General features: G+C 54.8%; 14 protein-coding genes. 4 read left to right on the forward strand and 10 right to left on the reverse strand.

Annotated elements, in window-relative coordinates:
* Positions 1-49 precede the first annotated feature (49 nt).
* Both CLV44_RS09620 and CLV44_RS09625 read left to right on the forward strand, forming a co-directional pair.
* Positions 50-1,738, forward strand: a complete 1,689-nt coding sequence (locus CLV44_RS09620) for an AMP-binding protein (RefSeq protein WP_106591907.1) — start codon at positions 50-52, stop codon at positions 1,736-1,738.
* Between the two features lie 67 nt (positions 1,739-1,805).
* Positions 1,806-2,624, forward strand: coding sequence for a class I SAM-dependent methyltransferase (locus CLV44_RS09625; protein WP_106591961.1), 819 nt, complete (start codon positions 1,806-1,808; stop codon positions 2,622-2,624).
* Positions 2,625-2,693: 69 nt separating this feature from the next.
* Here CLV44_RS09625 and katG read toward each other — a convergent pair whose 3' ends face one another.
* The 4 genes from katG to CLV44_RS09645 form a co-directional block, all read right to left on the reverse strand.
* Positions 2,694-4,883 carry a catalase/peroxidase HPI gene (gene katG, locus CLV44_RS09630; protein WP_106591908.1) on the reverse strand — a complete coding sequence of 730 codons (2,190 nt, stop codon included), beginning with the start codon at positions 4,881-4,883 and terminating at the stop codon, positions 2,694-2,696.
* Between the two features lie 335 nt (positions 4,884-5,218).
* Positions 5,219-6,205, reverse strand: coding sequence for an OmpA family protein (locus tag CLV44_RS09635; protein WP_106591909.1), 987 nt, complete (start codon positions 6,203-6,205; stop codon positions 5,219-5,221).
* A 132-nt stretch (positions 6,206-6,337) separates the two neighbouring features.
* Positions 6,338-7,534, reverse strand: coding sequence for an enoyl-ACP reductase FabV (fabV, locus tag CLV44_RS09640; protein WP_106591910.1), 1,197 nt, complete (start codon positions 7,532-7,534; stop codon positions 6,338-6,340).
* A 97-nt stretch (positions 7,535-7,631) separates the two neighbouring features.
* Positions 7,632-8,285, reverse strand: a complete 654-nt coding sequence (locus CLV44_RS09645; RefSeq protein WP_170069306.1) for a TetR/AcrR family transcriptional regulator — start codon at positions 8,283-8,285, stop codon at positions 7,632-7,634.
* A 208-nt stretch (positions 8,286-8,493) separates the two neighbouring features.
* Between CLV44_RS09645 and CLV44_RS09650 the strand changes: the two genes are divergently transcribed.
* Positions 8,494-9,720, forward strand: a complete 1,227-nt coding sequence (locus tag CLV44_RS09650) for a multidrug effflux MFS transporter (protein ID WP_106591912.1) — start codon at positions 8,494-8,496, stop codon at positions 9,718-9,720.
* Here the strand turns inward: CLV44_RS09650 and pbpC are convergent.
* From pbpC to CLV44_RS09670, 4 genes are all read right to left on the reverse strand, one after another.
* Positions 9,677-12,016: a penicillin-binding protein 1C gene (gene pbpC, locus CLV44_RS09655; protein WP_106591913.1), complete on the reverse strand. Its 2,340-nt coding sequence runs from the start codon at positions 12,014-12,016 to the stop codon at positions 9,677-9,679. The two genes, CLV44_RS09650 and pbpC, sit on opposite strands and share 44 nt — an antisense overlap.
* A 6-nt stretch (positions 12,017-12,022) precedes the next feature.
* Positions 12,023-16,915, reverse strand: a complete 4,893-nt coding sequence (locus CLV44_RS09660; RefSeq protein WP_170069307.1) for an alpha-2-macroglobulin family protein — start codon at positions 16,913-16,915, stop codon at positions 12,023-12,025.
* A 95-nt stretch (positions 16,916-17,010) separates the two neighbouring features.
* A complete protein-coding gene (locus CLV44_RS09665; RefSeq protein WP_106591915.1) occupies positions 17,011-18,219 on the reverse strand; it encodes a YbfB/YjiJ family MFS transporter in 1,209 nt (402 codons plus the stop codon).
* A gap of 175 nt (positions 18,220-18,394) precedes the next feature.
* Positions 18,395-20,173 (reverse strand): acyl-CoA dehydrogenase C-terminal domain-containing protein, encoded by a 1,779-nt coding sequence (locus CLV44_RS09670; RefSeq protein ID WP_106591916.1) that lies wholly within the window; start codon positions 20,171-20,173, stop codon positions 18,395-18,397.
* A gap of 197 nt (positions 20,174-20,370) precedes the next feature.
* Between CLV44_RS09670 and CLV44_RS09675 the strand changes: the two genes are divergently transcribed.
* Positions 20,371-20,802, forward strand: coding sequence for a MaoC family dehydratase (locus tag CLV44_RS09675; RefSeq protein WP_106591917.1), 432 nt, complete (start codon positions 20,371-20,373; stop codon positions 20,800-20,802).
* A 525-nt stretch (positions 20,803-21,327) separates the two neighbouring features.
* On the opposite strand, the gene drt3b is transcribed toward CLV44_RS09675, so the two are convergent.
* Both drt3b and drt3a read right to left on the reverse strand, forming a co-directional pair.
* Complete coding sequence (gene drt3b / locus CLV44_RS09680; protein ID WP_170069308.1) at positions 21,328-23,322, reverse strand: antiviral reverse transcriptase Drt3b; 1,995 nt, start codon at positions 23,320-23,322, stop codon at positions 21,328-21,330.
* Complete coding sequence (gene drt3a / locus CLV44_RS09685; RefSeq protein WP_106591919.1) at positions 23,319-24,578, reverse strand: antiviral reverse transcriptase Drt3a; 1,260 nt, start codon at positions 24,576-24,578, stop codon at positions 23,319-23,321. The genes drt3b and drt3a overlap by 4 nt, the downstream gene beginning before the upstream one ends.
* Positions 24,579-24,916 lie beyond the last annotated feature (338 nt).

The raw sequence follows: 24,916 nt of genomic DNA on the forward strand, positions 1-24,916 counted from the left end.
TATTACCTTTTCATCTGACCGGATAACAACAAAAATCGGAGTCACCACGATGAACACACCGCTACCGAGCTACACCAGCAGCACCGCCGACAAGCCACTGATCGGCATGACCATTGGCGACAAGTTCGACGAAATCGCCGCGCAATACCCGGATAATGATGCCCTGATCGTACTGCACCAGGACATTCACTGGAATTACCGAGAATTACAGCAACAGGCCAACACCTGCGCCCGCGCACTGCTCGCCCTGGGTGTATGCAAGGGCGATCGCGTCGGCGTTTGGTCACCGAACCGCGCCGAATGGACGCTGAGTCAGATCGCCACCGCCAAGATTGGCGCGATTCTGGTCAATATCAATCCGGCCTACCGCACCCATGAACTGGAATATGCGCTGAAGCAGTCCGGTGCCCGCTTCCTGATCACGGCCGATAGTTTCAAAAGCTCTGATTATCGCGGCATGCTTTACGAGCTGGCACCGGAGCTTAAACTTTGCGCCGATGGCAGACTGAAATCACAGAAGTTGCCGGAGCTGGAGTGCATCATCAATCTGGACAGCGACAAGCACGCGGGCATGTGGCGTTGGGCCGATATGATGGAACAAGGCGAACAAGTCAGCGAACAGGATCTCGCCGACCTGCAAGCCACGCTGCAGTTCGATGACCCGATCAACATCCAGTACACCTCGGGCACCACCGGCTTCCCCAAAGGGGCAACGCTGTCACACCACAACATCCTCAACAATGGCTTTTTCGTTGCTGAAAGCATGGGTTTTACCAGCGAAGACCGCCTGGTCATTCCGGTACCGCTGTACCACTGCTTCGGCATGGTGATGGGCAATCTCGGCTGCATGACCCACGGTGCCGCCATGATCTACCCCGACGAAGGCTTCGAGCCGACTTCCGTACTCAAAGCGATCCACTCGCAGCGCGCCACGGCTCTGTACGGCGTTCCCACCATGTTCATCGCCGAACTGGATCATCCCGAGTTCGACAGCTTCGACCTGTCCAGCCTGCGCACCGGCATCATGGCGGGCTCCATCTGCCCAACTGAAGTGATGAAGCAGGTGATCAGCAAGATGCATATGAGCGAGGTCCAGATCGCCTACGGCATGACCGAAACCAGCCCTGTCTCAACCCAGACCGGTGCCAACGACAGCATTGAAAAGCGCGTTTCCACCGTCGGCCGTACCCAGCCGCATCTGGAATCAAAGATTATTGACCCGGGCAGTAGCAAGGTTGTACCACGCGGTGAAATCGGTGAGCTTTGCACCCGCGGCTACAGCGTGATGCTCAAGTACTGGAACAACGAACATGCCACTGCCGACGCCATCGATGAGTCGGGCTGGATGCATACCGGTGATTTGGCCACCATGGATGACGAGGGTTATATCCAGATTGTCGGGCGTATCAAGGATATGGTGATCCGTGGCGGCGAAAACGTCTATCCGAAAGAGATCGAAGAGTTCCTGTACACCCATCCGGCCGTATCGGAAGTTCAGGTCACTGGCGTGCCCGACAAGAAATATGGCGAGGAATTGATCGCCTGGATCAAGCTGCATCCCCATGCAGACAGCGTGACTCAGGATGACCTGCGCGCTTTTTGCAAAGGCAAAATCACCCACTTCAAGGTGCCGCGCTACTTCAAGTTCGTCGAGTCTTTCCCGATGACCGTGACCGGCAAGATCCAGAAGTTTAAAATGCGTGAGATATCAATCGAGGAGCTGGGGCTGGACGACTGACTCGTCAACGCCCGCTCGAACATGCAAAGGAGCCTGCAACGCCGACCTCGTGTCGGCGTTTTCGACCATGAATATCGCTGACCATTACGAGCAACAGCTCGATACCACCGCCCTGCTGGCACGGGTGAAACAGCATTATCCCGACGGTGCCAGCCTGTACCAGCTGGCCCCGCTGGATCAACTGCATATCGGCGGCATCAAGGCCTCGGAGCGCCTGCTGCGCCATCTTGACCCGGCGCGGCATCGGCAGGTGCTGGATATCGGCTCCGGTGCCGGTGGATTGATGCGTCAGGCAGCAACACTGGGCGTGCCGATGATCGGGCTGGACATTACCCATGATCTCAACCGGCTGAATCAGGGCCTGAATACCTGCTTCAGCGAAGCGGTCAACCACCCCTTGCTTACCGGCGATGCCCACCATCTTCCCTTTGCCGACAGCAGCCTCGACTTGATTCTGTTCCAGCACAGCTTTCTCAACATGCCCGACGACCGTCAGGTATTGAAGGAATGCCGCCGTGTGCTCAAGCCCAACGGCGCACTGATCATGCATGAAGTGGTGCTCGGACCCAACGCAGCCGACATGCGCTTCCCCGTCCCCTGGGCTGATGATGCCCATCACTCCCACCTGCTCAGCCGACAGGTACTGCACAGCCGAGTGCAGGATGCGGGGTTTGGTGACATTCAGATCGACGACTGGAGCGACGATGCGCTCAGTTGGCGTCGTCGTCAGCTCGACAAGGAACAGGCAGGTACGCCCACTCGGGCACCGCTGTCACCGGCACTGGTGTTGGGCCGTCGCTTCAAGGCAATGGGGGAAAATCTGGTACTGAATCTGGAAAGTGGTGCGATTCGCGTCGTGGAGGTTATCGCCTCCCGCACCCTCTGAACGGTACAAAAAACCACGAACAGCAGCAACTGTTCGTGGTTTCAGGCATGCCTTTATGGATATGCCGTTTTACTTCAGGTCGAAGCGGTCCGCATTCATCACTTTGACCCAGGCCTGCGCGAAGTCGTTGACGAATTTATCCTTATTATCGTCCTGCGCATACACCTCTGCGTAGGCACGCAGAATGGAGTTGGAACCAAACACCAGATCCACACGGGTCGCCGTCCACTTCACGTTACCGCTGTTACGATCGCAGATGTTGTACAGGTTTTTGCCTACGGGTTTCCAACTGTTATTCATGTCGGTCAAGTTGACGAAAAAGTCATTCGTCAGCACGCCAGCACGATCCGTAAACACACCATGCTTGCTGCCACCGTGGTTAGTGTCCAGCACGCGCATGCCCCCCACCAGTACCGTCATCTCCGGTGCAGTCAGTCCCATCAGCTGGGTACGATCCAGCATCATCTCTTCCGGGGTAACCACGTAGTCTTGTTTCAGCCAGTTGCGATAAGCATCATGCAGCGGCTCCAGCACATCGAAGGAGTCCACATCGGTCATTTCCTGCGTGGCATCACCCCGCCCCGGCTCAAACGGTAGTGTAATGCTGACACCTGCATCATTAGCCGCCTTCTCAACAGCAGCCGTACCGCCGAGTACGATCAGGTCAGCCATGCTGACCGGCTTGCTCAGCTTCGACTGGATGCCTTCCAGTACCTTGAGCACCTTCTGCAGACGCTCCGGCTCGTTGCCTTCCCAGTCTTTCTGTGGTGCCAGACGGATGCGCGCACCGTTGGCACCGCCACGATAATCTGAGCCACGGAACGTACGCGCGCTGTCCCAGGCAGTCGCCACCAGCTCGGATACACTCAGGCCACTGGCCAGAATTTTTGCCTTGAGATCGGCAATCTCAGCAGCATCAAGCGTGTAATCCACACTGGGTACCGGGTCTTGCCAGATCAGGTCTTCGGTGGGTACGTCAGCCCCGAGATAACGGCTCTTCGGCCCCAGATCACGGTGGGTCAGCTTGAACCAGGCACGGGCAAAAACCTCATCAAAATATGCCGGGTCTTGCTGGAAACGCTCGGAAATCTTGCGATATTCCGGGTCCATCTTCATGGCCATATCGGCATCGGTCATCATCGGCATGCAACGCACGGAAGGGTCTTCCACATCCACCGGCATATCGTCTTCCTTGATATCGACCGGTTTCCACTGCCAGGCACCCGCAGGACTCTTGGTCAGTTCCCACTCATGGTTGAGCAACATGTCAAAGTAGTCGTAATCCCATTGCGTCGGCTGGCTAGTCCAGGCACCCTCAAGACCACTGGTCACAGCATCACGACCCACACCACGGGTTTTGTGATTGATCCAGCCAAAACCTTGCTCTTCGATGGGCGCACCTTCTGGCTCTGGACCAAGATTGTCGGCATCACCGTTACCGTGCGCCTTGCCCACGGTATGACCGCCCGCTGTCAACGCGACGGTTTCCTCGTCATTCATCGCCATCCGTTCGAAGGTAACCCGCACGTCATTGGCGGTTTTAAGCGGATCAGGCTTACCATCGACCCCTTCAGGGTTTACATAGATCAAGCCCATCATTACAGCGGCCAGCGGGTTTTCCAAATCACGTTCACCCGAATAACGGCTGCCTTCACTTCCAGAAGGTGCCAGCCACTCTTTTTCAGCCCCCCAATAGGTATCTTTCTCAGGGTGCCAGATATCTTCACGTCCCCCGGCAAAGCCGAAGGTTTTGAAGCCCATGGATTCATACGCCATGTTACCGGCCAGAATCATCAGGTCGGCCCAGGACAGTTTGTTACCGTATTTCTTCTTGATCGGCCACAACAGGCGACGCGCTTTATCGAGATTGCCGTTGTCTGGCCAGGAGTTGATCGGTGCAAAGCGCTGATTACCGGTACCGGCACCACCACGGCCATCCGCAATACGATAGGTACCTGCAGAGTGCCAGGCCATGCGGATCATCAAGCCACCGTAATGGCCCCAGTCAGCCGGCCACCAGTCCTGGCTGTCCGTCATCAAAGCCTTGAGGTCTTGCTTGACGGCGGCAAGGTCCAGCGACTTGAAGGCTTGCGCGTAATCGAAATCTTCACCTAGTGGATTGGTCTTGGTGTCGTGCTGGTGAAGGATGTCGAGATTGAGGGACTTGGGCCACCACTCCACAACACTGTTGGAGGCTTCTGTATTGGCACCATGCATGACCGGGCATTTACCGGTAGCACTGTGATTGTTCTGGCTCATATCTGTCTTCCTTCATTGGAATGTTAAGACGTTGTAGTGCCTGACGCTCAAGTTACTCCCCCAACATAGCAGTCCATGCACTAAAAGTGAGGTTGACTCTGACTATCTTAACCATAGCCAGTGTCAATTCACGTATCTTTACGACCGGCACAAATAGGTCACATCATTGTCCTTTAAAGTAGCAGTCACCTATTAATCCAGCCATCGCGTGTCGAACCGGTGCCTAAAACGAAAAACCCCGCTACGATGACTCGCAGCAGGGCTCAGTTGAACCTTAAACCGTTCAGATGGTGACGGGGTAAAACCCCGTCACAGGCAACATCGGCAGCGTTGCATCAGTCAGCAAGCACCAGTTCGACACGGCGGTTTTTGGTGCGACCCGCGTCTGTCGAATTACTCAATACCGGACTTGCCGGACCGACGCCTACCGCTGTCAAACGGCCTGCCTCAATACCATGCTCACGCACCAGCGTGGTCACGACCGTATCGGCGCGGCTTTTGCTCAGGCGCATGTTGAAGTTGAAGTCACCCTGACTATCGGTGTGCCCCACCACATAAAACGATTTCACAGGGTTCTGCTGTAAATAGTCGGCAATCGTTGTAACCACATCGGCCGATTCAGCCTTCAGCGTTGCCTTAGCGGTATCGAACAGCACCCCTTCCAATTCTACCTTACCGGTTTCAGCGATCGCTTTGTTCATGCCATCCAGGTTGATGCTGATGCGGTCGGTGTCCAGCGTTTCAATCTCGCCAATGTCCAGCACCACCTTGGTAGGGAAACGGCCACCGCTGGTTTGATCAACCAGCAAGGTCGCATAGATCTCCTTGCCTTGAATATCAGCCTTGCCCGACCAGTAAAAATACGGATGGCGGTCGCCATGCAGGTTGGGTGCATCCAGCCCATGATCACGTCCGCGACGCGCACTGACACCCTCCCAATAAAGCTGACTCACAAACCGACGGCCACATTCATTATCCGTGCGGCAGGTATAAATCGGCGTGAAACCGGCTTGTGCAAACGCCTTTTCATAATTGCGGAAGATCTGCAGTGCGGAATATTTACGGTCGTTTGCCTCATACCCCAGCGTTGTCACCTTACCTTCAAGGCGCAGTACCGGTGGCATAGGCTGGTCCGGATCACGCGGCCCGGTCGCCACCAGAAATTCGTCATACTCACTGGTGTAATAACTGTTGATATGCGTATCGGGAAAACGGGAGATCAACGGGTGATCTTCAGCACCTTTCCGATCCCCATTCGCCGCCATCAACGGCATTGCCACCATTGCAGACAATACACAGGGCAGTAACAGCTTGAGTTTCATTCAACAATCCTTATTCACACATACATGGGGGCCAGGTCTTCTAGCCTGTTGGAAAAAATCCGGCACCATTTTACATAAAAAAACCCCGCCTCAGATGACCAAGGCAGGGCTTTTTTCACGCATGCTGCGGTGTCAGATATCCGCTACATCAAAGCTGACATCCGGGTTAACGTCCGCTTCATAATCGATGCCGTCGATGCCGAAACCGAACAGTTTCAGGAACTCGTCCTTGTACAGCTGGTAGTCGGTGACATCGAACAGATTATCGCTGGTCACTTGCGGCCACAGTTCACGACAGGCGCTCTGTACGTCTTCACGCAGCTCCCAGTCATCCAGACGGAAGCGGTTGCCGTCGTCCATCTCGGCACCTTCGCCGTACAGACCCGTGCTGAACAAACGCTGCACCTGCTGCATGCAACCTTCATGGATGCCCTGCTCACGCATAACCTTGAACACCATCGCCAGATACAGTGGCATCACCGGAATAGCGGAACTGGCCTGGGTCACCACCGATTTGAGGACTGCTACGTTGGCCTGACCGTTATGCGCGCCAGACAGTTTGCTGTTCAGCTCAGTAGCGGCGCGGTCCAGATCCTGTTTGGCCTTGCCCAGTGCACCGTGCCAATAGATCGGCCAGGTGATATCGGTACCGATATAGCTGTATGCAACGGTTTTGCAACCATCGGCCAATACGCCGGCATCGTCCAGCGCGTTGATCCAGAGTTCCCAGTCTTCACCACCCATGACGGTAACGGTGTTGGCCACTTCTTCTTCCGTTGCCGGTTCAATCTCGGCTTCGGTGATCACGTCTTTATTGGTGTCGATGGCGGTGGAGCGGTACGGCTCGCCGATCGGTTTTAGTACAGAACGCACCACTTCGCCGGTATCCGGCATCTTGCGTACCGGTGAGGCCAGCGAGTACACCACCAGATCGATCTGACCCAGGTCTTCCTTGATCAGCTCGATGGTTTTCTGCTTGGCTTCATGAGAGAAGGCATCACCATTTAGGCTCTTGGCGTACAAGCCTGCTTCCTTGGCGCACTTGTCGAAAGCGGCAGAGTTGTACCAGCCTGCAGTACCCGGCTTGCGCTCGGTGCCCGGCTTTTCAAAGAAGATACCAATGGTCGCTGCATCGCTGCCGAAAGCGGCCGCGATACGAGATGAAAGACCGTAGCCGCTGGACGCGCCAATCACCAACACACGCTTGGGACCGTTCTCGATCTTGCCCTGCGCCTGAGTGTATGCGATCTGCTCACGGACATTGGCTTCACAGCCAACAGGATGGGTGGTAGTGCAGATGAAGCCACGAATTTTCGGTTTGATAATCATATGCGATTTGGTGCCATTTATATGTTCAGGTACAAAATTGCTGTCTAAGATACCGTATTTGCACGGTCGACAACAGCGTTCAGCAGCGGTGTCCGCGTCAGCGCACGGTTACGCCATACAGGAAAATATCGACGGCCTGTTCGACAGCCTGGGTACGTTCCGCTTCAGTAATGGTCATACCCAGCATTGCCCGCAGCTGAAAATTGCCTTTCACCATCTCCAGAAACTGATATGCCGCCAGTTCAGGATCACGAATCGTCAACACGCCCTGTTCAACCTGAGAATGCAGATAGGCGCTTAACTTGTCATTGATCCGCTTCGGCCCCTGCGCAAAGAAGATGGACTGGATCTGTTCCCGCTCGCTACTGCAATCAGTAGTGATCAAACGGTAGAGCCCTACCGCTTCCGGTGATAACACCCGCTCCAGCAACAGGTTTCCATAACGCTTGAGCGCCTGCTCCGGTGTTTCCTTGCGCTTGATTGAGCACTCGACAGCTTCAAACGCAGCAAATACCCGGTTGGAGGTTTGCGTCATCATCGCTTCGAACAGGCCCAGCTTGTTGCCGAACAACCGGTAAAGGGTGCTCAGCGAACCACCCGCACGGCACATGATCTCGTTGATACTGGCGTTGTCGTAGCCCTGTTCCAGAAATACCTCACGGGCGGCATCCAGAATACGGCGCTGGCGCTCCAGTCCCTTCGGGGTCAGGCCACAGGGTTTAGCATTGTCTTCCGCGTGTACATTACTCATCGGCTTATTCTGCATCTTGATGTGGGCGCATTATATCAGGCCCATTAGCTAAGATATCGGCTTGCATCAAAGGATAGGCTATATTAATGTAATGTACATTACACTACATAATCATGATGTACAGGGCGGTTCAAATCGAATGACGTTTGACCCTTGCTGAACCCACACCGCCACACCCGTACGCCGATTGATCATTCAGGACCTATCCATGCAAACACACAACACCCCGATTCCGGGCCTGATCTTCATGCTGGCGGGACTGACGGCACTTGGACCTCTATCGACTGACGCTTATCTGCCCGCCATTCCTGCGATTGCCGAAAACCTCGGTGTCAGCATCCATGATGTTGAATTGTCCGTCAGCCTGTTTCTGGCAGGTTTTGCCTGCGGTCAGCTGACTGGCGGCCCACTGTCGGATCGTTATGGCCGACGCACGGCCATTTTTAGTGGTTTGAGTCTGTTTTTCCTCGGCGCGGTCGCGGCGATGCTGGCCAACTCGGTCGAAACCCTCTGGGCTGCCCGCATCCTGCAAGGGTTCGGTGGCGGCATGAGTGTGGTCAACTCGATGGCCGTCATCCGCGACCGTCACTCCGGTCGTGAGAGCGCACAGGCGATGGGCCGTATGGCGGGTATATTAATGACGGCACCGCTGCTGGCCCCTGTACTCGGCACGGTACTGCTGGAGTTCTCCAACTGGCGCAGCATTTTCATGTTTCTAGCCGCTTACGCGCTGCTGATGATCCTGATTCTGGCTGTGCGCCTGCCCGAAACACGGCAACCTCAGGCGGGACCACGCCCCAATCCACTGCGCAGTTATATGGCGGTCCTGACCCACCGCACCGCTCTGGGTTATCTGTTTTCGGTCGCGTTCAGCTATGCCGGCCTGTTCGCATTCATTACCGGCTCCCCCGGCAGCTATATCCATTACTATGGCGCGTCTGCCAGCCTGTATACCGTTCTGTTCGGGCTCAACATCGTCTCTCTGCTGGCCTGCAACCAGATCAACATCCGTCTGTTACACCGGCTGAGTTCTCAGCAGCTTCTGCAACGGGCGCAGCGTGTTCAGCTGGTGGTCGGGATCGCGCTATTCGCCGCCTTCACCCTCACCAGTGCACCGCTCTGGCTGATAGTGGCACTGATCATGCTGTATATCGGCGTACAGGGGTTCATCATCTCCAACGGCATGGCGGGTACCAGTGAGTTCTTCCCGCATACGGCAGCAACGGCCACCGCCTTGCTCGGGGCGTGCGGTTTTGCCGGAGGGGCCTTGTCAGGCGCGCTGGTCGGATTGTTGGGTGACGGCACACCGCTGCCGATGATCGCGGTTATGCTGGGCACAACGGTGCTGGGTAATGTGCTGGGGACCTGGCTGCTGCCGAGGGGAAAGACAGCTAGTTCGTCGCAGCCGCAGGCTGAGACCCACGCTGGAAACTGAACGTGATCGAATCGGTATTACCGGCACGATCAACCACACTGAGACGGTAATCTCCACTATTACGCAGTTGCAAAGACAGGCGCTGGCCGCTCTGCTCAGCCAGGGGCTCACCATTGAGGTACCAGTTTAGCAGCCCCGTTGCTCCCTGCACTCGCAGATCCACATCCAGCACCGTTCGTCCGGGGGGCAGCTGCAGGTGGCTACCGGCTTCGATTCCGGTAATCATGATCACCTCCCGGCCGGTGCGTCCCCGAGTACAGTCATCCGCCGGTTGCGGCAGGCGCTGCGCACGTCGCCATTCAGGCTTCAACCACGGCTCTGCCGGTTGCGGCCACAGTTCAATATGGCTCTGTTCGAGCATCTGGCCGGTTTGGGCACAGCCCGGTGCGACGGCACGTCCGGTTTCGGCATCCACCCACACCGAGCGCAGCAACGGTGGCTGCGACAACATTGTGGTTTGTTGCAACGTACGTGGCGCGGTTGCATTCAGTAGCCAGGCCAAGTGGGACTGCTGACAGTTGGCAGCGGTATTGTCGGTCTGCTGTACGGCCGTACCCAACGGCCAACAGATCTTGGCCTGAGTGACACTGGCGGGTTGCGGTAGCTCCTGCTGATCCTGCGCCAGTAATTCATGTACCCGGAACAGCAACGGCGCGGCGGTCTGTCGCCCGAAATCACCGGGACTGGGGCTGCCATCCGGCCGTCCGACCCATACCCCGATCGTCCATTGTGGTGACACGCCCAGTGCCCAGGCATCACGGTAGCCGTAACTGGTGCCGGTCTTCCAGGCCAGCACCCAGGGTGTTTCTCCCACCTGACTCAACGCGCGCCATGGGTTATGTGCCAACATGCGCCAACTGATCCAGGCCGCACCGGGGCTCATTAACCAGCGCCGCTGCTGCGGTTCATGCGGCTGCAGTCGGGGCGATCCTGCCAAGCCCTCACGGGCCAACGCCGTATAGGTACCCACCAGCGATTCCAGTGTGCTACCTACACCACCCAGCACCACGGCGCTGCTTGGCTGCTGCACCCCAGCGCCCTCCAGCTGCAGACCGGCATTGAGCAAAGCAGACACCCAACGCTGCGGCCCCAGATGCTCCACCAGCTGCACCACCGGCAGATTGAGCGAGCGTTGCAGCGCGGCCGTAGCGGACACCGGTCCGGCAAAACCACCGGTGAAGTTGTGGGGCCGGTAGCGCAGGCCATAACGGGGCGTGTCCAGCAGTAGCGAGTGGGAATGGATCAAGCCCTGGTCCAGCGCCATGGCATAGGCAAAGGGCTTGAGTGTCGAGCCGGGCGAGCGCACAGCGCGGGTCATATCGATATGACCATGACTCGTCATATCACCGAAACGGGCGGCTCCCACGTACCCTTGCACGGCGAGATCGGCATTGCGCACCACCATCACCGCCATCGATTGCCGAGGGCCCAGCCGTCCACGATAGCGCTCTACCACCGCCTGCAACTGCCGCTGCACGCCAGCATCGATCAGGGTGTGGATGTCAGTACAGCCGGGGCACTGCTGCTGCAACCGACGGGCCAGCAGCGGTGCCAGCATCGGCGGTTCTGGCGGCAAGGCCGCGACCGGCTCATGCAATGCCGCCGCCACCCGCGCCTCGGACCAAAGTTCCAGCGCCTGCATCCGGCGCAGCACCTTGTCCCGCGCCCGCCGCGCCCGCTGCGGATAGCGGTCGGGACGCCATTCGCTGGGGCGTTGGGGCAATACCGTCAACAAGGCCGCCTCGGCATCACTAAGCTGTGCCGCCGGTTTGCCAAAATAATGCCGTGACGCCGCCTCCACGCCGGAGAGCATGCCGCCGAAAGGGGCCAGGTTGAGGTAAAGTTCGAGGATTTCGTCTTTGCTGTAATGCCATTCCAACTGCAGGGTACGCAGCGCCTGACGCGCCTTGCCGGTCAGTGTGCGCGGGTACGGGTCGAGCAGACCGGCCACCTGCATGCTCAGTGTCGAGCCACCGGAGACCACCGCCCCGGCTTTCAGGTTCTGCCAACCGGCACGGGCAATCGCCAGCGGGTTGATCCCCGGATGGTAGTAAAACGCGCGATCTTCATACGCCAGCAGCACTTCCCGATACACCGGTGCCACCTGCGCCGGTGTGATCGGATAGCGCCAGGTCTGGTCCGCCGCCGGAAAGGCACGCAACAACGTACCGTCCTCGGCCAGCACACGCACACCGGGCGCAACCGGCTGCGGCAACGGAAAGGCACGATCCAGCACCCAGGCCAATGCCGCTGTCAGCACCACCAGCGCCGACAGCCACGTTGCAGTCTTACGCATGCCGCATTAACGGGCGCGAATGATCAGTATCTGGCTGTCATCACCCACATGCCGCATTTCAGGCTGATACATCGATTCGGCAAAACTCGGCGGCACCCGATACTGGCCAGGGGTGACTGCGCGGGCAAGGTAGAACAGACGGGCACGACGCTGGCTCATATTAATGGCCGCAACGTAACGATCATCACGGTATTCCTGATGGCGCAGATCGGTCAACGCCATCAATTCGGTCACGCTCTGCTCGCCGATACGCAGTTCGGACATGGCCAGACTGGTTGCCAGATTCTGGTTCTCCAATTCAAGGCCCGCAGGCAATAGGTCAACGATCAGGGCATCCGGCAGTGCGTCTTCACTGCTCACGTTCAGCTCAACCAGTACCTGATCACCCGTGGACAGCTGCTGCAGATCCAGCGGTTGGCCATCGGCATCGTAATAGTTTCGTGTCACCGTCAGGCCGTGGCTAAATGCAGCCGGCGGCTGATCGGTATAGCCCTGTACATTCAGATTGAGCCAGGCCCGTGCAGTGCCCGCGTTGCTCACTTGCAGGCCATCCTGCACCGCCTCACCAGACACCTGTAGCGTGCGCCCATCCGTCCCGCTCACCGCCATCTGTACCGCCCCCTGCAGATTCAACTGCAAGGGTTCAGCGGCCGTACCTGCCAATGCCTGCCCTGCCAAAAACAGAGCGTTGCGTTCCTGAGTGCTGAACCAGACACGCGTATTGACCGCAGTCTGCAGTGCTTCCAACAGTGGCAACCACTGGGCTTCATCCTGCTTGGCTTCCAGCAACCAGAACAGAGCCAGCGCGCGGTCACGCACATCACTGCCATAGTCAGTGCGGGTGAAATTCTGTGCCTGCAAACGCACCAGCCCCTTCTGCAAGGCCTGGCCGGCACGTACGGCATCACCTGAAGCCTGCAACGCCAGCCCCAACTGCACCAGTGCCAGCGGCGTGGCACTGTCCAGCTGATGATCCAGCAGGTTACGCAGCTCTGCCAGTGGCGCTTGCCCAGTCCGCGCCAGCACCTGTGCGGCATAGGCGCGCACGGCGAAGCGCGAACGGCTGTCGTGCAACAGCTCGCCGTTGATCTGGTTCGGGTTGCGCAGGTAACGGCTGGTCTGCTCCAGAGCCTGCTGCAGCGACGGCTCAGACACGGCATAACCGGCATCGCGGGCACGCAACAGGAAGTCGGTGATATACACGGTTAACCAAGGCTCTTCGGGACTGTCCTTGCTCCACAAGCCAAAGCTGCCGTTGTAACGCTGCATGCTGAACAGGCGACGGATCGCCAACTCCACTGCAGCTCGGCGCGCAGCCGGTGCCTCACCGTCCAGTCCCAACGTCGTCAACACATCTGGAGTGACATACAGCTGAGCAAACACGCCGCTGGTGGTCTGCTCGGAACAGCCGTAAGGATAGGCACGCAGCTCACTGAAATGACGCGCCACATTCAACGGCGGGCGACTGGCCAGACTCAACTGAGCGTTCAGTGTCTGTGGCAGCAGCCCTTCAAATGCCGTTCCCCGAAGCGAGAAGTCCGCACCCGGCAATAACAGCCGCTGCCAACTCAATGACTGGGCCGGCCACGCCGGACGTACCCCCAGCGACCACTGGCGCTGAAGATCCGCCTCACCTTCAATACCGGTGATACTCATCGATAGCGCAATGGCACCGAACACCTGCCCCGCTTCTGCGTTCAGTGCCAGCGTGGTGCGCTCGCCCGCCGCCAGTTCGACCGCTTTGTGCCAGTGTGCGTCGCCATCATCAAGACGTAGGCCCTCTTCCGCATTCAACGTCACCGCCAGTGTTTGTGTCTGCTCGGTGCGGTTGTGCAGATCCAGCGTCAACCGGGTACGGTCGCCCGGCGCAAGGAAACGCGGGCGGTTCAGTTCGGCCACTACAGGTGCCACGATCTGCAGTTCCTGCTCGGCAGCGCCAAGACGATCAGCCGAGAAGGCGACCGCCATCAACCTTACCTTGCCGTTAAAGGCGGGCAGGTCCAGCGGAATACGGGCGATGCCCTCGGCATCCACCGCAACGGTTCCCGAAAACAGGGACAATATCTGCACATCGGTCGGCGGCTGGGCACCGCCGCGACTGAGGTCGGCATCGCCGCCAAAACGCAGACGTGCCATCGCACCGTCACCCGCGTCAATCAGGTCTGAATAGTTGTCCCGCACATCTACCGGATAGGCTCCCGGCTCGAAAAACCATGCCAGCGGGTCAGGCGTTTCAAAACCGGTGATCGACAACACGCCCACATCGACCGCCGCCAGCGTTACCTGCACGTCATCGGGCAGCGCATCGCCGTTATTCATCGCTACACGGACAGGTACTTCAATGCGCTGTTCCGGACGCACCTGCTGCGGCAGCGGCTCAAACGCAACCTCCAGCGCGTGAGCCTCGGTCGCCAGCGGAACCGGCTCAATCCCCAGCATGCGCATCGGCAGGGTACCGGTTTTCTGATCACCCGCCTGCAACAGCACGACGCTGACATAGAGATTCTGCTCGATCCATTCCGGTTTCAGCTGCAGCGAGACCTCGCCGCCTTCAGCCGGAATCGTCACGGCCTCGCGATACAGTTGACGGTCAGACTCCAGCAACAGGTAACCCTGGCCCGCTGCGGGTGGGCGCACCTGAATGCGCAACTCATCATCGGCACTATAGGTTTGCTGGTTCAGGGTCAGACCGATACGGTCAGGCCGCCCGGCCATCACCTGGGCATCCGGGTCCCAACCGGCACGGAAGCGGTACGCGGAAACCAGACCGGTCTCCGGGTCCATGAGTTCGACTCGGTAATAGCCCCACTCCACCGGAAAACTGACTTCAGGACGCTCACCCGCCGCCACGCTCAGCTCGCGCTGCTCAACGGTATAATGGCGCTCGGTATATTGGCTTTGCCAGCCTTCAGCGTCGCTCCAGCTCCAGTGATAGTCACGGCGTTCGCGTACCAGGCTCAGCTGTAGAGTCTCGGCAGTCAGGCGTTCGCGGCCATCGGTCAACACCAGCTCAAACGCGGCACTGCTTTCGTAATCCACCTGGTCACCCTTGAACAACGGGCGAATACCTGGCATTTGCGCAGCCGGTAGCACCACCGCAGCGGCACGGCGGGTCACCGGACGGCCACCGGAGTCCAGCAGGCTGACATCCGTCTGCAGACGCAACGGGCTGGTCAATTCCTGCCAATAGGACTCGACTCGAATTTCGCCCTTGCCATTGGCATCCAGCTCAATTTCGCTCAGTTCTTCACGCCGCTCCAGCGCATTATCTTTGGGATGACCAAACCAGAAATCCTTGAACGCCGGATAGGGATGCGGCTCCAGTCGCGCCAGCAATTGTGACTGCAAGCGATTGCCTGCGGCCGGTGCGCCGTACAGATAATCACCCTGCACCCGTACCCGGAGATCATCAGCGGGCGGTAACTGCGCTATGGTATCCAGCGTCAATGCCATACGCTCGGGCAGGAAGGTTTCCACCTGTACGGCGTATTCCTGCTGACCACCACCGGGCAGCTCCAACTGCCAGCGCCATTCACCGGTGGGAGCATCGGCCGGTAGCGGCAGTTCGATTTCGTAGTAGTTGAGGTTTTGCGGTTGCAGGCGCTGACTGGCCACCACCCGCCCATCCGGCTGGATCAGCTGCGCCTTGAGGGCGATGCCGGGCACCGCGCCGCCTTTGGCTGAACGCAGCAGCGCACTGAACACCAGCGTCTCACCGGGGCGGTACAAATCACGTGGGCTATAGATGAACAGTTCCTGAGGCGAGCGGGCACGGCCGCTGACCGGAAACTCTGCCAGGTCCAGTGCCGGTCCCGACAAGCGCAGCAACGATGTTTCCTGCCCTTTTTGCAGCAGCAACAAACGGGCGTCATTCAAGGTCTGTGCTGTCAGCTGCTCGGCCATGAACGCGGTACGGCCATCGCGGTCAGTGGATGCTTCTGCCAGTGTTCGGCTGTCATCGCCCAGCAGTGTCAGCTTCACTCCGGCCAGCGGGTCGGCACCGGACAGCGTATTCACTTGCACCGCCATCTGGTCCTGATACAGACGCACCTGCGCGCCCAGATCGGTCACGGCAAACCAGGTAGCCGGATAGCGGTAGTTGATATCACCGGCTTCACGCATGACCGCCAGATAAACACCGCTGCGAGTGAGTGCATCAACCTCATGGATCGGCAGATAACGGGTGGCGCGGGTATTGGCATCCAGCGCCAGATCAAAACGGCCTGACCAGGTCAGTTCCAGCTGATCCAGATAGCGTTCGGCATCCCAGCTGGTCAGCTGCGTCGCCTGACCGAATTGACCGAGAAAATCGACCAGTTCATCCTGCGGCACACGGTAGAAATCAACATCCGCCTGTTCCACATTCACGGCCATGACCGGCAGCCCCTGACGCAAACGGTGCGCCAACAGGTTGCCGCGTCCGGCGAAGCCCAGGGCCGATTGCAACGCCGGTGTTTCAATCACCACACTGGACAGATTATCCAGCGCACTGCCGTTGGCGGCCTGTAATCCGGGACGCACCCGCACACGGTAGCTCTGTTCGGGTTCCAGCCCGGTGAAGTACAGCACCTTACCGCGTGCATCGGCCACCCAACCGCCATCAAGCAACTCACCCCTGTCGGTTTCGATCATTAACCAGCGATCAAACGGCTGGTCCAGCGCCAGCGGCGTCGACAGCGTAACCGCCGCTGCCTGACGGCCCTGCCAGTTCTGCACGCTGATGTCCTGCACCTTGAGGGCAACCGGGCTCTGCGGGTTGTCGCTGACCTGCTCGGTTATGGGGGTTGATTCTGCCGTCACCTGCGGCGTTGCCGTTTTGGTGTCCGTATCATCGGAACACCCTGCCAGCAGTACACTGAACAGCAGGGCCAGAAGAAGCGAGTGCTTGCGAAGGGGCATAATCAACTCCATTGCCGTCATGGCCAACCAGACCGCCTGTAAATCAGGTAACCTGGCTGAATCCTTAAATCTTTAGTCGAATGATGCCGTCATGATCAGCTGCTGGCAAGGCGGTTGCTCTGATCCAGCTGAGCCGCCGTCGTATCAGTGGCCCGCAACAGCAGCACCAACGCAGCCCCCAGCATGACCAGACCACCCGCCAGCCACAGTCCCTGATTATAATTGCCGCTCTGCTCAGCCAACACGCCGGTCAACGCCGGTGCCACTATTTGTGCCACCCCATACGACAGCGTCATCTTGCCCATGAGCTTGGCAGGCCGCGTCGGGTAGAGACGACCGGCCATGGTCAGCACCAGGCTGACGCAGCCGATGAACGTGCCCCCGTACAGCACGGCACTGATCAACACCGCCGTCAGACTTTCACTGACCGCCGGCAACACAATGCCCACCACCTGAATCAGATACGCAACCAGCAACGCTCCCAAATAGCCCATGCGCCGCGCAATCAGATCCCACAGCATCACCGCCGGTGCGGCCGACAACCCGACAACCAGAAATACCAGCTGCCCCATACCGGCCAAGGCGGGCTCCCGCTCAACAATGGTGACAATAAAGGTCGCGCTGATGACATACCCGTAACCGGCACAAAAATACGCCGCCATCATCAACCATAGAAAGCGCCGACTGGGCTGCTGGTCGACCATTGGCTTGCCATGATGGGGTGTCCCCGCCGGAGCCGGTGGCGGCAACCAGCGCCATGCCGGAATGGCCAGCAGCCCGCCCAGAAAGGCAAACCAGAGCCATTGATCCGCCCAGCCTAACGCCAGCCGCAACATCACCTCAACGGCAATGGCCGCAAACATGATGCCCAACCCCACACCCGCAAAGTGGATACCCAGCTCACTGCGATGATGATGCCGAATCAGCCAGTTCAGGATCAGCCCCGAGGCGATCAACATGGACCCGGCACTGCTCAGTCCCGACAGGAAGCGCAGCAACGACCAGAGCACAACATTATCGGTCAGCGCCATGCCCGCCGTCGTCAGCACCGCCATCCCCAGCCCGATGCGGTACAACCGATCCTTGAGCTGAAGATCACTCAGCGAAGCGGCCACCACGGCACCACACATGTACCCGGCATAGTTGATGGCCGCCAGCCAGCCACCTTCGGCATCGCCGAGCCAGGTCTGGTCCTGCATGACGGGTAGCAGCGGTGTATAGGAGAATCGGGCAATGCCGATACAGAGAATCTGGCTAAAAACGCCAGCCAATAGCACTTTCAAACGTTGGGTGTGTTGCGACATGGTATGCCTTAATTATTGTTGTCTTTATTAGCCGTGTATCCACGTGTCGTGATTGTGCCTCAGCCAAGACTGCGCAGCCAACCGCTCATGCGCCTTCAGCCATGCAAAACGGGTGTGCCTGAATGCAAAAAGCCCGGCACAGTGGCCAGGCTTGGGTGATCATCGGGTTATGCGGTTACTGCCAGGCGCTGGCAAACAGCTCTTCCGGCAGTGCCATGATGCTGCGGCTGCCGTCGTTGAGCATGTCGGCAAAGCCTTTCCAGCGCGGCAACACCTGTGCCATGTAGAAACGCGCACTCTCCTGCTTCGCCTGCAGATAGGGATCATCATCGCCTTCCGCTGCCAGATGCACGGCTGCAGTCGCCTGACGCAGCAGCTGCCAGCCACCGCAGACATAGCCTGCCAGCATCATGAAGTTGTAGGCGATCGCACCCGGCAACTGAGCGTCGGCTTCCGCACCGCTGAGCAGAAAATCACGCGCCTTGGTCAAACCAACAACGCCCTCTTCCAACTGCTTGGCCTGCGCGATCAGAGACGGATCACAGCTTGCGATAGCCCCACGAATCTCTTCGATCAGTGCTGCCAGCGCAGCGCCCTGATCCATCAGCGTCTTGCGCCCCACCAGATCCAGTGCCTGAATACCGTTGGTGCCTTCATAAATCGGCAGGATGCGGGCATCACGGAAGTGCTGAGCAGCACCGGTTTCTTCGATATAGCCCATGCCGCCATAAACCTGCACACCCAAAGACGTCACTTCCTGCGCCACTTCAGTACACCAGCCTTTGACGATCGGCGTCAGCAGTGCAGCACGCGCCTGCTCGGCAGCTTTCTCTTCAGCGCTGGTTGCCTTGAGGGCAAAATCCAGACTGCCGCAGGCGTCATAGGCGATGCCACGGCCAGCTTCCGTCAGCGTCTTCATGGTCAGCAACATACGGCGCACGTCCGCATGGCGAATGATCGGCCCTGCTTCACGGGTACCAACTGCCGGCCCCTGAATACGTTCAAAGGCGTATTCCAGTGCCTGCTGATAGGCACGCTCAGAGATGGAAACCCCCTGCAGACCTACGCTCAGACGGGCATTGTTCATCATGGTGAACATGCACGCCAGACCACGGTTCGGCTCACCGACCAGATAGCCTATGGCGTTGTCGAAACCCATGACACAAGTCGGGGACGCATGGATGCCCAGCTTGTGTTCCAGCGACAGCGCACCGGCGGTATTGCGCTCGCCAAGCGAACCATCGTCATTAACCAGATACTTTGGCACCAGGAACAGGGAGATACCGCGCACACCCGCAGGCGCATCCGGCAGACGGGCCAACACCAGATGGACGATGTTCTCGGCCATTTCGTGATCACCCCAGGTGATGAAGATTTTCTCGCCGCTGACACGGTAATGATCGCCTTCCGGCTCGGCCTTGGCACGCACCACAGACAGATCGGAACCGGCATTGGATTCGGTCAGGTTCATGGTGCCGCACCACTCGCCGCTAACCAGCTTGGGCAGGTACTTGGCTTTCAGCTCATCGCTGCCGTTGAGGTCCAGACACTCAACCGCACCCTGGCTCAGCATCGGGCACAGGCCCCAGGCCATGTTGGCCGAATGCCACATCTCCATCACCGGGATAGACAACAGGAACGGCAGGCCCTGGCCACCGTATTCAGGATCAAACTGCAATGAACCCCAGCCGCCTTCCACATACTGCTGGTAGGCCTGCTTGAAAGAATCGGGGCATGCTACCTTACCATCCTTGAGCTGCACGCCCTGCTGGTCGCCTTCCCAGTTGGTCGGGGCCACCACATCACGCGCTACACGCGCCGCTTCTTCCAGAATCGCATCCACCATATCGGCGGAAGCATCTTCGAATCCCGGCTTCTCAGCCAGCTCAGGCATACGGGCGACATGATTCAGAGTCAGCTTCATATCCTTGAGAGGAGCATTGTAATCTGCCATACGACACCTTTAGTTAACGGTCATTGATCGTGTGCGAGTCCATCCATGTCCAAGGCTGGCACTCACAGAAGTAAGGGAATACACTTATTCTAGCATGCACATTCGATTTGATAAGTAGGGAATCGTTCATTCGGGCGATTTATACTGTCCTACTTTGGTTATACTCCCCCGAAACCTGATGACAAGAGAGCCTTTCTATGCAGGATTTGCACGGTTACTACCTGGAAGATCTGGAAGTCGGCATGAGCGACTCCTATGCCAAAACCATCACTGATGCGGATGTTGTCCTGTTCGCCGGCCTGTCCGGTGACAACAACCCGATCCACATCAACGATGAATACGCCAAAACGACGCCGTTCAAACAGCGCATCGTCCACGGCATGTTCAGCGCAGCGCTGATCTCTACCGTCGCCGGTACACGCCTGCCGGGACCGGGTGCCATCTACATAGACCAGCAGCTCAAGTTCAAGGCACCGGTTCACATTGGTGACACCGCGACCGCTAGCCTAACCGTCACCGAAATTGACGAGCGCCGCCGCCGCGTGAAGTGCCGTACTGATGTGCACGTTGGTGACACGCTGGTTGCGACTGGCGAAGGCACCTTCATGGTAGACCGTCGCGAAGCGTGATTCGTTAGAGTAGATGTAAACAGGAAGGCCGATGATTGCATCGGCCTTTTTTGTATGTGCAGGTTTGGGGGCGGATTAGCGAGTCCCGAGGATGTATGCCAGAAGCTGGCCCTTATCTGACCTTAAGAGCTTTCTAGTACGTCTGGATAGCGGACATTTCTTTCGGCATATCAGACCAACCAGTGCGGCCGATACCGACCCGAAGCGGTCATCAAGAAGTAGTCTATATGGCCTTTACCTAGATGGATTCTGATCTGAATTATCGTTAGTTTGAACTCAGATAGAAGGTACAGTTGCGGCTTGTACGAGTGGGGAAAGGCTGCTCGGGTGCCTCATGAGGTGTGTGCACCGAAGTGCCGCTATCAGTTTACGCTTGCATTTAAGCTTTTCGTATCAACAAGTTATAGGTTGATCCAAAAACGCACACTTTAGGGACTAGCATCACCGTTAGGTTATGTAGTTCAGCCACCCAAAAGGCGGCTTAAAATGTCGACAACCCGAGCAGACGATTTTTAGGCTATTTCATCAATATTCAAATTGCAACTCTTTTTTCTCTAGGGTATTCCATAAATCAGGATAGTACCAAGATATAAACCACTGTTCTTCCGAAATAGAGTTAAAGAAATTGTTAGCTTTTTCAGTGTCTGGTTTATTCTTATATATTGTTTCGTATAATCTAGAAGACCATGTTTTCCTATTCCTTTCGGGAATAAACGGGCATGAAATTGAATCAAGCAGTAGATAGCAGAGCTTTGCATCTTTATGAAGATCTTCTAGGTTTGATAATCGACTATTTATTTCTTTAATTGCCTCATTTTTAATGCGGTCGTATTCTGGTTCGTTGCCGATATAGTAAAGTAAGGATGTCAGCTGGAAATAATCAGAGTTTTCTTCTTGTTCAAGAAATTTTTCTCGTCTTTTTTTAGCACCTTCAAGATCGAAGATGCTCTTTATTTGTTTGTGATTTAATAGATAGTCGCTACCCATATTCCTCGCTACAAATAGTAAGTTTGAAAACTCGATAGGGAAGTAATTATTTGCGCTATCTAAAGATTGCTTACATTTTCCGCTTTCAAAAAAATCTCTAATATAACCATTTATTAGAAGTTTTATAGTTTTCTCTTCTTCAGGAAAATAACGCTCGAAAAAATTGAACGATATGTAAGACAGCATGCTTAATTTAATGCTATTGTTAAAGGATGGATTTACACTAAATAAATGAAATGCAATTTTTAAGATTATGACAAAGGCATTCCTATATGAGGAGAAATCTTCTTTACTTAATTCATTCGGTGCTGTGTTGTAGGTATCGCGAATCTTATTAGTTAGCGCTGAAATCACATAGCCTGTCATGACATAGTATGTTTCCTTATCATCATGACAGGGTGACTTTATCTTGTTTATAAATGATTTTACTACTGAGTAGGTACTTCTTATTCTTATCGTATTAACGCGCGTTATATTTTCTTCAGTTAAAAACAAAAGGTCATATAGATCAGTTAGTGAATTTGATGTTGCAAGTTTACTTCTAGTTATGCCTGTAATAAATGGTTTTTGAGTTTTCTTTGTTTTTTGCTTATTAACAAAAAGTTTATAGCCCCTAAGGTTGTCTTCAATGGCTTCTAGAACGGATTGGCAGGTTTCTGGTGAGGAGGCAAAAATAAAATAATCATCAACATAACGCCTAACGTCATAGTCGATTGACTCCTGTAATCCGATACCTGATAAAGTTAGTTTAACTTTATAATCAACGTCTTGAAGTATAGTTTCAGCAAATATTCTGCTGACCTCATTTCCTATAATAATACCGTTCGTTTCGTTGAAGTTTGAACGTTGCATTAGCCGATCAAAGATTGCGCCAAAAGTGTCTTTGGCTTTTGTTGACTTTGCTCTAAACTTTCCTTTGGTCGCCCATGATATAGAATGGGAGTATAGGCTATCAAAACACTTGGTAATATCGATGGACCAAAAGTCGGTATATTTTCCCTCTAATTTAAAAAACTCCTCATCCTCAAAGAATTGATAAAGCTTTGTATGTCTATCGTAGGCAAAATAAGATGTTGAATGTCTAAAATTGCTCTCGTCGCTAATTCTTTCTGCTGAACTGCTTTTAAGGCTTTTCGATTCCTGTAGTTTGTTTGGTTTGAAGTATGATGAAGCTACTTTAGCTGGACGCCTGATTGAAAATGAACTTTTTGAGCAGTAGAGTAAAATTTGATCAGCATATGTTTTGTAAAACTCAAGCATGTTGAGTTGTTGCGCGGGGTGTATTAACCCCATGTGCCTATATGATATGTCATCTTTCCTGATCTTATAGCGCATAGGCATTGAGAACTCATCAAGATCTTTGCGATCAAATGCATAATTGATGATGTCTTGAATCGCCTGATTTTTTTCTCTTTTGTTCTTTATTTTTTGATAAAACCAGTTGTTTGTGAAAATAATTGGCACATCATATGGCGAAGTCTCAGAAAGCAGTATTCTTGAGTAATCATTTAATTTTATCTTTGCTTTCTTCATCGCCATGCTCTTTTAATTCTCAATAGGTTTTTGTATGTAAAGTTGTGGAAACGTTTTTTCTCATGTCCTTTTTTGAAACTAAAGTGGGAAATTTCTCTACGTTTATTTATTGGTATTTCAGACTGTATTCTTCTCGATAAGTTTGACCCCTTAAAGAAAAGAAGACTTTTGAGAAAGCGGTCAAGCTCGTTAAGTTGTGTTTGTTGATTTATGATCCGGTAGTTGTAATATATCCCCGACTTGACGTCGTTAATATTTGATATGTTGTGTAATCTGTAGTTTCCAGATAAGAATTTAAGTCTTTTAATCAGCAGATCATATTCTTTATGTGTTTTTTTAGATATGATGTAGCTAGAGAAAGACTGAATTATCCTTTTCTTTATTTTCATGGTTTTACTAGGGGCTATATCTATTTTTACGTCACGCCGTCTAACTTTTAAAAAATTATCTGAGCTGTGATTTTTTTCGGATATTGTGTAACTATATCCCAGATAACTAAATGTATTTGTTTTACCCATTTTTTTATCATTGGGTTTAGATACGTTACCGAAGAAAGTTTTTTCACCTCCCGCTTTGTGAATTTTTAACGCGCCTGGCAAGAACTCTTCTATTTTTTGGCGGCTGGTTTTAGCTGGAATATCTGTATCAGTTATAAGGATTATGTCATCAACGAATCTTTCATATAGAAAAACTCCTTCTGTATTTCGCAAATGATAATCCATATTTTGCAAGGCTAGCTCGGACAGAGTGGAACTAATCCCTAATCCGCGAGGTAGACCAGGGATCGATTTTTCTTCGAGTTCTTTAAAAAATGCATCTAGTAAGCTGATACTTTTTCTTGATAAAACTCCATCACTCTTTATCTTTTTTAATATTAAGCCTCTATCTACACTTTCATAAAAAGATTCTATATCGTAGCGATGGATATGATAGGGAGAGGATTCTCTAAGGAATGAAATTAGATTTCTTACAATGTACTCTCTATTCCTTATAGAGATGCCATAATTTTTTTTTATGTTATTTGAAAGTAGCTTTAGAATCAGGGCGTTTTCTATCTTTTTAACGGTATATGCAGTTTTAGATTTGATGAATATAACCCGTAAAAGATCTTCAAATGTTCGTGTGTCATCCACGAGTAAGGCAGCGGCATTGGCATACTCTTGCCTTTTTAATTCGCTGTGAAGTGATGTGTTTTTAAGAATGTCACCATAGGAAATACACTTCCTGAGATTTCGCGCCACATAGCTTCTTTCCATTGATTAACTTCCTTATCTTTATCCGCAGTGTAAGTCCAAGTCATAGTGGGTATGAAGAATGTTATCGTAGAGTGGACTAAACCACTAGCCGTTAGTCCTTTGATCATTAATGTACGTAGAACGTAGTCAAGCTAGATGCCCGTTCTGTGCCGGTAGGGGCTGTTGAGCCAGATTGTACCGAATGTCCACTTTAGGGGTTTCAGTTCGATTCTGTAACGTCCGCTCCGTGCGCAAAGCAGAATCGTACCGATAGAGTGTAGCGAATGCTCAAGGCCGCAAACAATCTCCACCACCCCCCCAAACACAACAAAAGCCGCACCCCTCACAGGATGCGGCTT

This window comes from Marinobacterium halophilum (assembly GCF_003014615.1).
In the GTDB taxonomy this organism is placed as follows: Bacteria; Pseudomonadota; Gammaproteobacteria; order Pseudomonadales; family Balneatricaceae; genus Marinobacterium; species Marinobacterium halophilum.

Excerpts from the sequence above, each read along its gene's own strand:
- CLV44_RS09635 (WP_106591909.1), bottom strand. The coding sequence starts at position 6,205 with ATGAAACTCAAGCTGTTACTGCCCTGTGTATTGTCTGCAATGGTGGCA.
- katG (WP_106591908.1), bottom strand. The coding sequence starts at position 4,883 with ATGAGCCAGAACAATCACAGTGCTACCGGTAAATGCCCGGTCATGCAT.
- CLV44_RS09660 (WP_170069307.1), bottom strand. The coding sequence starts at position 16,915 with ATGCCCCTTCGCAAGCACTCGCTTCTTCTGGCCCTGCTGTTCAGTGTA.
- CLV44_RS09665 (WP_106591915.1), bottom strand. The coding sequence starts at position 18,219 with ATGTCGCAACACACCCAACGTTTGAAAGTGCTATTGGCTGGCGTTTTT.
- pbpC (WP_106591913.1), bottom strand. The coding sequence starts at position 12,016 with ATGCGTAAGACTGCAACGTGGCTGTCGGCGCTGGTGGTGCTGACAGCG.
- CLV44_RS09625 (WP_106591961.1), top strand. The coding sequence starts at position 1,806 with ATGAATATCGCTGACCATTACGAGCAACAGCTCGATACCACCGCCCTG.
- CLV44_RS09650 (WP_106591912.1), top strand. The coding sequence starts at position 8,494 with ATGCAAACACACAACACCCCGATTCCGGGCCTGATCTTCATGCTGGCG.
- CLV44_RS09645 (WP_170069306.1), bottom strand. The coding sequence starts at position 8,285 with ATGAGTAATGTACACGCGGAAGACAATGCTAAACCCTGTGGCCTGACC.
- CLV44_RS09670 (WP_106591916.1), bottom strand. The coding sequence starts at position 20,173 with ATGGCAGATTACAATGCTCCTCTCAAGGATATGAAGCTGACTCTGAAT.
- drt3a (WP_106591919.1), bottom strand. The coding sequence starts at position 24,578 with ATGGAAAGAAGCTATGTGGCGCGAAATCTCAGGAAGTGTATTTCCTAT.
- drt3b (WP_170069308.1), bottom strand. The coding sequence starts at position 23,322 with ATGAAGAAAGCAAAGATAAAATTAAATGATTACTCAAGAATACTGCTT.
- CLV44_RS09620 (WP_106591907.1), top strand. The coding sequence starts at position 50 with ATGAACACACCGCTACCGAGCTACACCAGCAGCACCGCCGACAAGCCA.
- fabV (WP_106591910.1), bottom strand. The coding sequence starts at position 7,534 with ATGATTATCAAACCGAAAATTCGTGGCTTCATCTGCACTACCACCCAT.
- CLV44_RS09675 (WP_106591917.1), top strand. The coding sequence starts at position 20,371 with ATGCAGGATTTGCACGGTTACTACCTGGAAGATCTGGAAGTCGGCATG.